This is a genomic window from Pseudomonas sp. (assembly GCF_032058845.1).
Classification (GTDB): domain Bacteria; phylum Pseudomonadota; class Gammaproteobacteria; order Pseudomonadales; family Pseudomonadaceae; genus Aquipseudomonas.
In genome coordinates this window covers 20,683-30,174 of the sequence record NZ_DAMCCR010000048.1, presented here as the reverse complement: position 1 = coordinate 30,174, position 9,492 = coordinate 20,683, and the positions used below count along the sequence as shown (strand labels likewise).

11 protein-coding genes are annotated in these 9,492 nt (G+C 64.4%); 6 read left to right on the top strand and 5 right to left on the bottom strand.

Annotated features, from left to right (window positions below; genetic code table 11):
- Both RT028_RS11275 and RT028_RS11270 read left to right on the top strand, forming a co-directional pair.
- Nucleotides 1–755: 4-hydroxyphenylpyruvate dioxygenase family protein (locus RT028_RS11275; RefSeq protein ID WP_312934926.1), on the top strand; the 755-nt coding region annotated here is incomplete at its 5' end.
- Nucleotides 756–1,040: 285 nt separating this feature from the next.
- Complete coding sequence (locus RT028_RS11270) at nucleotides 1,041–1,703, top strand: TetR/AcrR family transcriptional regulator (protein ID WP_312934922.1); 663 nt, start codon at nucleotides 1,041–1,043, stop codon at nucleotides 1,701–1,703.
- A gap of 54 nt (nucleotides 1,704–1,757) precedes the next feature.
- Here RT028_RS11270 and RT028_RS11265 read toward each other — a convergent pair whose 3' ends face one another.
- The 4 genes from RT028_RS11265 to RT028_RS11250 all read right to left on the bottom strand — a co-directional run bounded on the left by RT028_RS11265 (nucleotide 1,758) and on the right by RT028_RS11250 (nucleotide 5,486).
- Nucleotides 1,758–2,609 (bottom strand): shikimate dehydrogenase, encoded by an 852-nt coding sequence (locus tag RT028_RS11265; RefSeq protein WP_312934921.1) that lies wholly within the window; start codon nucleotides 2,607–2,609, stop codon nucleotides 1,758–1,760.
- Nucleotides 2,606–3,055, bottom strand: a complete 450-nt coding sequence (gene aroQ, locus RT028_RS11260; RefSeq protein ID WP_312934917.1) for a type II 3-dehydroquinate dehydratase — start codon at nucleotides 3,053–3,055, stop codon at nucleotides 2,606–2,608. The genes RT028_RS11265 and aroQ overlap by 4 nt, the downstream gene beginning before the upstream one ends.
- Before the next feature lie 229 nt (nucleotides 3,056–3,284).
- A complete protein-coding gene (locus tag RT028_RS11255) occupies nucleotides 3,285–4,862 on the bottom strand; it encodes an ATP-binding cassette domain-containing protein (RefSeq protein WP_312934915.1) in 1,578 nt (525 codons plus the stop codon).
- Nucleotides 4,863–5,123: 261 nt separating this feature from the next.
- Nucleotides 5,124–5,486 carry a glyoxalase superfamily protein gene (locus RT028_RS11250; RefSeq protein ID WP_312934913.1) on the bottom strand — a complete coding sequence of 121 codons (363 nt, stop codon included), beginning with the start codon at nucleotides 5,484–5,486 and terminating at the stop codon, nucleotides 5,124–5,126.
- Between the two features lie 166 nt (nucleotides 5,487–5,652).
- Here RT028_RS11250 and RT028_RS11245 point away from each other — a divergent pair, with 166 nt between their 5' ends.
- The 3 genes from RT028_RS11245 (at nucleotide 5,653) to sodC (ending at nucleotide 7,776) form a co-directional block, all read left to right on the top strand.
- Nucleotides 5,653–6,168 (top strand): sigma-70 family RNA polymerase sigma factor, encoded by a 516-nt coding sequence (locus RT028_RS11245; protein ID WP_312934911.1) that lies wholly within the window; start codon nucleotides 5,653–5,655, stop codon nucleotides 6,166–6,168.
- Between the two features lie 29 nt (nucleotides 6,169–6,197).
- Nucleotides 6,198–7,112 (top strand): FecR domain-containing protein, encoded by a 915-nt coding sequence (locus RT028_RS11240; RefSeq protein ID WP_312934927.1) that lies wholly within the window; start codon nucleotides 6,198–6,200, stop codon nucleotides 7,110–7,112.
- 145 nt (nucleotides 7,113–7,257) lie between these two features.
- Nucleotides 7,258–7,776, top strand: a complete 519-nt coding sequence (gene sodC, locus RT028_RS11235; RefSeq protein WP_312934909.1) for a superoxide dismutase [Cu-Zn] SodC — start codon at nucleotides 7,258–7,260, stop codon at nucleotides 7,774–7,776.
- Nucleotides 7,777–7,842: 66 nt separating this feature from the next.
- On the opposite strand, the gene xthA is transcribed toward sodC, so the two are convergent.
- Complete coding sequence (xthA, locus tag RT028_RS11230) at nucleotides 7,843–8,655, bottom strand: exodeoxyribonuclease III (protein ID WP_312934907.1); 813 nt, start codon at nucleotides 8,653–8,655, stop codon at nucleotides 7,843–7,845.
- Between the two features lie 147 nt (nucleotides 8,656–8,802).
- Between xthA and RT028_RS11225 the strand changes: the two genes are divergently transcribed.
- The gene (locus RT028_RS11225; RefSeq protein ID WP_312934905.1) at nucleotides 8,803–9,447 is read left to right on the top strand and encodes a GNAT family N-acetyltransferase; all 645 of its coding nucleotides are present in this window, start codon (nucleotides 8,803–8,805) and stop codon (nucleotides 9,445–9,447) included.
- The last annotated feature ends 45 nt before the right edge of the window (nucleotides 9,448–9,492 follow it).

The window sequence follows — 9,492 nt, the reverse complement described above, 5'->3', positions numbered from 1 at the left end:
AGCCCTACCGCGGCCTGGTCGGGCCCAACGAACGCGAAGTGCCGGCGGTGCGCGCGCCCGACGGCAGCCTGATCTACCTGGTGGAGCAGGCTGGCAACGGCCAGAGCATCTACGACACCGACTTCAGCCTCGATACCGCCCATCCTGACAGTGGCGGCCTGTTGCGTATCGACCACATGGCCCTGGCGCTGCCGGCCGAAACGCTGGACACCTGGGTGCTGTTCTACAAAAGCCTGTGCGACTTCACCGCCGATGATGAAGTGGTCTTGCCCGATCCGTACGGCCTGGTCAAAAGCCGTGCCGTGCGCAGCCCCTGCGGCACAGTGCGCCTGCCGCTGAACATCTCGGAAAACCGCAATACGGCCATCGCCCACGCGTTGTCGAGCTATCGCGGTTCGGGGGTGCACCACATCGCCTTTGAATGCGCAGACATCTTCCGCGAAGTAGCGCGGGCCAAGGACGCCGGCGTGCCGCTGCTGGAAATCCCGCTCAACTATTACGACGATCTGGCCGCGCGCTTTGATTTTGACGACGAGTTCCTGAGCGAACTGGCCTACTTCAACGTGCTGTACGACCGTGATACCCAAGGCGGTGAGCTGTTCCATGTGTACACCGAGGCATTCGAAGACCGATTCTTCTTCGAAATCCTGCAGCGCAAGGGCGGCTATGTCGGCTACGGTGCGGCCAACGTGGCGGTGCGCCTGGCAGCCATGGCCAAGGCGCGCAGCGGCGTGGCCCGCAAGCCGGTGCTGTAGGTAGGCTGGCGTTCGCGTCAGGGCCATTGCCGTGAGGTGAGCACCGCAAGCCCATTGACGGCTGGGAGCATCCGCTCGGCATACGCGTCCGGGCGCTGGCCGTTGGCCTGAACTGAGCGCACGGCGGCGCTCGTGTTCAAGGCGTGGGCCTTCAACGCTGCTGCGCTGGCTGGCAGTGCGCCATCGCCTGTCGCCATTTCCACCCTCGGTGGTCTATTACGCGCTTCCCTGGGCTGCCTGGCTCGCGGATAATCAGCCGATTCCAACAAGAACCTGTGAGCCGGTATGAGTGATCTGCAAGTCAACCCCGCCGCGTTGCGGGAGCGCAAGACGCGCAAGAACAATCCCGAAAAGACCCGCGAAGATATTCTTCAGGCCGCGATTCAGGAGTTCGTTCAGCAGGGTCTGGCGGGCGCCCGGGTCGATGCCATCGCCGAGCGCATGGCCACCTCCAAACGCATGATCTACTACTACTTCGGCAGCAAGGAACAGCTGTACGTCGAATGCCTGGTCAAGCTCTACGGCGACATTCGCAAGACCGAGCACGGGCTCGACCTGGATGCCCTGCCACCGATCCAGGCGATCCGTCGTCTGGTGGAGTTCACCTTCGACCATCACGACCTCAACGTCGATTTCGTGCGCATCGTCAGCAACGAAAACATCCACTATGGCGAATACGTCAAACAGTCTCCGGTGATTCGTGAGATGAGCAGCATGGTGGTGCAGATACTGGGCAACACCCTGGCGCGTGGCGTGAAAGAGGGGTTGTTCCGTCCCGGCATCGAGGTCATTGACCTGCACATGCTGATGAGCTCGTTCTGTTTCTACCGGGTGTCCAACCGCCACACCTTCGGCGAGCTGTTCCAGATCGAGCTGTCTGATGAGCAGGTCAAGCAACGGCAAAAGGCGATGATCTGCGAGGTGGTATTGCGCTATTTGCAAGCGTGACTGCAATCAGCATGACGCCGCGCCCAGGCAACCCGCCGGCGCGGCGTTGGTGTGTCAGAAACCGGCGAAATGCGCCTGCATGCGCGTGGCATCGGCCTGGCGACCGGTGAACAGCTCAAAGGCTTTCACTGCCTGAAACACTGCCATGGTGCCGCCATCCAGGGTCTGGCACCCCAGCGCGCGGGCATGGCGTAGCAGCTCGGTTTCCAGCGGGAAATAGATGATTTCGGCCACCCACAGCCCTGCATGCAGCAGTTCAGGCGCAAGCGGCGTGCCGGGGACCTTGGCCATGCCAACGGGCGTCGTATTCACCAGGCCGTCGGCGGCCTTGACCGCACTGGCCAGATCCTCCCCCAGCACCGCGCGACCCGCGCCGAAACGGGCGCCGAGGTTGTCGATCAGTGCCTGCGCACGCTGGGCATCCACGTCGAACAGCAGCAGTTGCTCCACCCCTTCGGCCAGCAGCGCATGGGCCACTGCCGAACCCGCGCCCCCTGCGCCGAGCTGCACCACCTGGCGCCGTGACACGTTCGGCAGCCCGCGCCGAAAGCCTTCGGCAAAGCCCAGGCAATCGGTGTTGTGGCCCACACGCTTGCCGTCACGCAGCACCACGGTACTGACCGCGCCAATGCCGCGAGCCTCGTCCGACAGCTCATCGAGCAGCGGCAGAATCGACTGTTTGAACGGGAACGTGATGTTCAGGCCGGTAAACCCGGTGCGCTCGGCTGCTTCGAGCAACTGCGCCAGCGCGCTGTCTGGCAACTGCAACTGGTCTGCGTCGATCAGGCGGTACAGGTAGCGCAGTGACTGCGCGTCACCCTCGTGCTCGTGCAAGGCCGGGGTGCGCGAAGCCTGGATGCTACGGCCGATCAGGCCGGCCAACACAGCGTCGTGACGGGTGCTCATGCCGTGCGCTCCTTCAGCAGCTGGGCGAAATGACCAAGGGCCAGGCGGTAGCCGTTGCTACCCAGGCCGCAGATCACGCCCACGGCAATGGCCGAGACGAACGACAGGTGCCGGAAGGGTTCACGCTTGTGCACGTTTGACAGGTGCACTTCGATCACCGGCAGTTCACTGGCCACCAGTGCGTCGCGGATGGCCACAGACGTGTGGGTCCAGGCCGCAGGGTTGATCAGGATGCCCTGGCAGCGGCCGCGCGCGGCGTGGATCCAGTCGAGCAGTTCGCCTTCGTGGTTGGTCTGGCGGAACTCCAGGTCCAGGCCGTGCTGGTCGGCACTGGCAGCACACAGGTTGGCCAGATCGGCCAGGGTCTCACTGCCGTATTGGGCCGGTTCACGGGAGCCCAGCAGGTTAAGGTTGGGGCCATTGAGCACCAGAATTCGAGGCTTCATGAGCGTATCGCTTTGTTGTTGTTGAATGATGCGATAGTTGTACCATCCAGTTAATTCGTCAATCAAACGGTGGTTCGCGGAGACGAAAGTGGGCGGTAATCGCGCAACGATCTCGAGCGCAGGCACGTGCCGTGCCGCATGGCAATCACTGTGGGATCGCCGCCGCGTGGGTCGATCTCACGCGCTTGGCTACCTGATCGCGTGACGTGGAGCGGTGCCTTCACGCCGTTCATAACACCCACCGATGATCCAGCCGCAACCGGCTGAGAAAAGCCTCATCATGCGACACCACCAGCACACCCCCCTGGAAGCGCGCGAGCATCTGCTCGATGGCTTCCAGCGACGCTAGGTCCAGGTGGTTGCCGGGCTCATCGAGCAGCAGCAGGTCGATGGGCGTGTGCCGGTACAGCAGCGCTACCAGCGCAGCTTTGACCCGCTCGCCGCCACTGAGCAGCGCGCTGGGCAGATCGACCCGCGCCGCATCCAGGCCCACCTGGGCCAGCCGCGTACGCAGCGTGCTGACCTCGAGCGATGGGTTGGCCTGTTGCAGGTGGTCGAGCGCGCTCTGCCGCGACGTTAGCTGGCTGGCGTGCTGATCGAGCAAGCCCACCGTTCCGCTGACCTGCACGGTGCCAGCGCTTGGCGTCAATTGGCCGCTGATCAGCTTGAGCAAGGTGGATTTGCCGCTGCCATTGGCACCGATCACGGCCACGCGCTCGCCCGCACGCAGGTGCAGGTCGAGCGGTGCCTGGCTCCCGTAAGGCAACTGCACGCCCTCCAGACACACCAGTGACAGCCTACCTGGCCGCTGCGCAGCGGGCGCCGGCAGGGTGATGCCAGAGCCATGCTCGATCCGCTGCGCCGCCTCGCTGACCCGTTGATCGATGGCCTGCTGTGCGTGCTGCTGACTGCGCAGTTGCTTGCCCGCCGTGACCTGGCTGCGTTGCTGCTGACGATCGAGAAGAATCTTTGCCTGGTTGGCGTCGCGGGCCATGCCGCGGCCACGCGCCTGCTGACGTTCGAGTCGCTCGCGCTGGTGTTGGACCTGCGCCTTTTCTCGCTGACGCTGAAGCTTCAGGCGATCGAGCGTGTCCTGGGCCTGCGCCTGTTCAGCAAGCGTGGCGCGCCGGTAGGCGCTGTAGCCGCCGCTGTAGCTGCGCAGACCCAACGGGCTCAGGTGCAGGGTGCGCTGCATCGGTTCGAGCAGCGTGCGGTTGTGGCTGATCAGCAGCAGGCCGCGCGTCCACTGGCCGATCAGCGTGTGCAGGTGCTCGCGGCCCTGGCGGTCCAGATGGTTGCTCGGCTCGTCCAGAATCAGGTAGTCGGCGTCGGCGAGAAACGCGCCCACGATGGCCACGCGCATGGCCTGGCCGGGGCTCAGGGTGCTGGCCGGGCTGCGCGGGTCGATGCCGCCCAATCCCTGGCGGGCGAGGTGGGCCTGAAACTGCTCGGCCAGGCTCCAGCGTTCGCCGACGAGGTCGAAGTCCGCCTGTTCCACACTGCCTTGCGCGATACGCTGCAACGCCAGCAGATGCGGGGTGATCTGCGCGACGTCAGCCACTGTCTGGCTATGGCGCAGGGTCTGTTGGTCGAGCCGATGCACCCGTCCACGGCGCAGGCAACGACCCTCGCTGGGCGCACACTCGCCGGCCAGCAGCCGGCCGAGCATGCTTTTACCCACGCCGTTGGCACCCACCAGGCCGGTGTGGCGGTGATCGAAGGTGGCGTTGAGGTCGGTGAACAGCACGCGGCCATCGGGCAGGGTGCAGGTGACGCCGTCAAGCGTCAGAATCGAAGTGTTCGTCATGGAGAAATCCATTCATGCCGCGACATCCCCAAGGCAAGGCTGGGGGGTGAAGGCTGGCCGTCAAACAGACGGCGGCATCAATGACGCATCGGACGAACACCTCATCAGGTAGGAAAGATCGACAGGGTAGCGCCGCTTGCAGGGCCCCGTAAAGGGCGGCGACGCGGGCCCATCCTGCCTCCGCTCGGTCTGGGTCACCACCACGCGCTGAATTCGCGTACCAGCGCTTTCGCTGCAAGGCTTGCTGAGCCTTGGCGGGGCCTAGCCGATCTGTTCGCAGAAGCGCAGCAGGTTGCCGAACGGGTCACGCACCTGCAGCTGCAAGCCCCAGTCCACGGTCTCGATCGCAGGGCGGGCGTAGCCATACTGCTTGGCCAGCAGTGCTTGCTCCAGGGCGCGCAGATCGGTCACGCGAGCGAACACCGTCGAGCCGGGCGTGGCATCACCGTAATGCTCGGACAGGTGCAGGATCAGCCCGTCACGGTGCACCTGGGCGTAGAGGGGGAGCTCAGGTGTGAAGCGATGTTCCCAATCCAGCGTGAAACCGAGGAAATCGAGATAGAACTCCTTGGCCTTGGCCACGCTGAAGATACGCAGAACCGGAATGGCGGGCTGAAAGTGCATGGGCTGTCCTCGGGCATGCGGCAGAAAAGGGGTAAATCCTGAGGGGTTCGGGCAGCGTTGCCAAGTGCCGGGAACATAGTGGTGCATGCACAAGGCTTGGCGGGCCTGCGCCAAGCAATTAGAATCACTCGCATTTACAGCCCCCACCCCTCTAGCGTGCCTGTGTATGACCGACTCCGTTGCGGCGCCTCCACCTTGCCTGAGTACCTTGTACCGCGAGCACAGCAGCTGGCTGGAAGGCTGGCTGCGCAGTCGTCTGGGCGACCGCTGGGTTGCCGCTGATCTGGCCCAGGACACCTTCGTCAGGGTGCTGGCCGCCGAGCGCAGCAACAGCCTGCCGAGCTTGCGCGAGCCGCGCGCCTACCTGCTGACGGTCGGCAAGCGGCTGCTGGTCAACCATTACAAGCGCCGCAGCCTGGAGCAGGCCTATCTCGATGCCCTGGCGCAACTGCCGCAAGCACAGGTGCCATCTGCCGAGCAGCGCTGGCTGATGTTCGAAGCGTTGCAGGCGTTGGACGAATTGCTCGACGGCTTGCCGCCAGCAGTGCGCCGCGCGTTTCTCTGGGCGCAGCTGGAGGGGCTCGACTATGCCAGCATTGCCGAGCGCCTGGACGTCTCACCGCGCACCGTCAAACGCTACATGGCCCAGGCGTATGAGCATTGCCTGCTGGTGCAGCTGTGAGCACCGAGATCGGCCCCGAGGCCCGGCTGATGGCGCGCGAGGCCGCACAGTGGTTGGCCTTGCAGGATGCCGGCGAGCTCGACAGTGCCGGTGACCTGCGTCTGCAGCGCTGGCGCGCGCGCAGCCCGGCCCACGAGGCGCTGTGGCAAAAAGCCCAGCAGTTGCGCCAGCGCTTCGCTCAGCTGCCGGCGCCCGTCGGCCTGAGCTGTCTGGATCGTCCCGACCCGCAGCGGCGCAAGCTGCTTGGCCAGGCGCTGGGCGTGGCAGCGTGTGCGCCGCTGGCCTGGCTGGCTTATCGGCAACTGCCCATTGAACGCTGGCGCGCCGACGTTGCGACGGCCACCGGACAACGCCGTACCCAGGTGCTGGCCGATGGCAGCCGCCTGCAGTTGAACACCACCACTGCGGTAGACGTGGCGTGGATCGCCGGGCAACTGCACCTCACCTTGCTGCAAGGCGAACTCGCGCTGGACAGCCGTAGCCCCCTGCATCTGATGACCCGTTACGGCCGCATCGACGCAGCGCCGGCTGATTTCTGCGTGCGCGATGACGGCGATGGCTGTCTGGTCTCGGTGACGCGGGGTGAGCTGCGGCTGACACCGCAACACGGTGACGAGCAACGGCTGGTGGCCGGCCATCAGGCGCGCTTGAGCACGACCTCGGTGACGCCGGCGGGGGGCTTCGATGCACAGTTGCCCGGATGGCGGCAGGGCGTGCTGATCGTCGACGACCAACCGCTGGGTCAGTTCCTGCGTGAACTCGAGCGCTATCGCCCAGGCGTGCTGCGCTGGCAGCCTGGCCTTGAGCGGCTGCGGGTCACCGGCACCTTCGTGCTTGACGACACTGATCGCATCCTCGCGCTGCTCGCCGCCAGCTTGCCGTTGCAGGTGCAATACCGCACCCGCTACTGGGTGTCGCTGAGCCCGCGCGAGCTGCACGCATGAGCCCGCATGGGCGGGCAAGTATTTCAATGTATGGCTGGATGGAATCGCCGCGTGCCAATGCAGTCCCATTACACACGCAGGTGCTGCGCGGGCCTGTTGTAGCGGGTACGACGCCCACCTTTTTCAACGCCAAGGAGACACCCCGATGAAGAAAGCACTGCTCATGACCGCACTACTGGCCAGCGCAGGCCTGGCCCAGGCGGCGCAGACGGTAGAGCTCAAGCTCGCTGGCACGGATGGCCCGGGCAAGTCGATCGGCACCGTTACCATCGAGCAAAACAAGTACGGCGCTTTGCTGACGCCGGATCTGAAAGACCTGCCGCCGGGTGTGCATGGCTTCCACCTGCACCAGAACGCCTCGTGCGACCCCGCTCAGGACAACGGCAAGACCGTGCCGGCCGGTGGCGCAGGCGGCCACTGGGACCCCGATACCACCAACGCCCACAAGGGCCCGTATGACGACAGCGGTCACCGCGGCGACCTGCCAGCGCTCTACGTCGGCGCCGATGGCAAGGCCACCTACCCGGTGCTGGCTCCGCGCCTGAAAGCCGAAGACTTCAAAGGTCATGCGCTGATGGTGCACGCTGGCGGCGACAACCACAGCGACCATCCGGAGAAGCTCGGGGGTGGCGGTGCGCGCATGGCCTGTGGTGTGGTCAAGTAAACCGCGTTCAATCGGCTAACGCCGGGAAGGGCCGCCTTGGCGGCCCTTTTGTTCATCTGCGCAGGTTCAGCTCAATTCAAGCCAGATCGGCGCATGGTCCGACGGTTTGTCCATCCCCCGCAATTCGTAATCCACGCCAGCATCCTTGACCCGTGGCAGCAAGCCGTGGGAGGTCATGATGAGGTCGATGCGCAGGCCTCGCTTGGGCTCGTCCTCGAAACCCCGGCTGCGGTAATCGAACCAGCTGAAGCGGTCACTGACCTGCGGGTACAGGTGGCGGAAGCTGTCCGTCAGGCCCCAGCCCTTCAAGCGCGCCATCCATTCCCGTTCTTCAGGCAGGAAGCTGCACTTGCCGGTCTTCAGCCAGCGCTTGGCATTGTCCGGGCCGATGCCGATGTCGGCGTCTTCCGGCGAGATGTTCACATCACCCATCACGATCACTGCCTGATCGTTGCTGAACTGACCTTCGAGCAGCGCCTGCAGATCGCTGTAGAAACGCTGCTTTGCCGGAAACTTGGTGGGGTGGTCGCGGCTTTCGCCCTGCGGGAAATAGCCATTCATGATGGTGATCGGCGTGCCGTTGGCATCGGCGAAGGTGCCCCAGATGAAGCGCCGCTGGGCGTCCTCCTCATCAGTGGCAAAACCTTTGAACAGGCTCAGCGGCGCTTGGCGCGAGAGCAGGGCCACACCGTAGTGGCCTTTCTGACCGTGGTAGTGCACGTGGTAGCCCAGCGCCTGGATGTCGGCCAAGGGGAACTGCTCGTCGCTGACCTTGGTTTCCTGCAGGCCGATGACATCAGGCTGATGCTTCTCGATCAGCGCAGCCAATTGATGCGGGCGGGCGCGCAGGCCATTGATGTTGAAACAGACGATTTTCATGGGAAACGCTGACCCTGGTAAAAGGCCGGATGCTAGCGGACTCACGTCTTGATCACCAGCACAACGCCACCCGGCGCGCGTGCGGGTGAACGAAGCGAAGCGGCACGCCTCCAAGGCTAAACGGCCATTCCAGGAGCTCTATCCGCCATGACAACGACGTCTGAAACGCAGGTCTGCATGCTTGACGGCGGCTTCGCCCGTGAAGTGCGTGCACTGTTGTTGCAAGCCTACGCACCCGAGCCCACCTACACCTACCTGTTCGATGCCAAACGCAATGGCTATCAGCGCCGCTTGAAAGCGGTGATCAAGGAATGGGTACGCCAACATTTCAACTTCGACCTGCCGGCGATCGGCCTGCTGGTCGATGACCGCCTGGTGGCCGTCGCGCTCATCGTGCCTCCGCAGCGCCGATTGGGTGTGGCCGACAGCTGGGCCTGGCGCCTGCGCATGATCCTGGGCGCGGGCTTGCGCAGCACCCGTCGCTACCTCGACTATCAGGGCGCGCTGTCTACCTGGCTGCCCAGCGAGCAGGTGCACGTCCTGCCGCTGCTGGGTATTCACCCTGACTTTCAGGGCGAGCACTACGCCAACCAGTTGCTGCAAGTGGTACACAACTGGTGTGCAGAAGATCCGCAGACCGAAGGCGTGGTGCTCAACACCAGCAACCCTCACGCCATGCTGTTCCTGCAACGGCTGAACTACCAGATGCTCGGCGAAGTCCCGGTCGGGCCAGTCAGTGAGCAGGTGTTTTTCCACCCATCACCGACCTCGTCGCACGCGGTACCGACATGAGTGCTCGGCAAAGCGCTTCCATCGACACACGCCTCTGGTAGCATG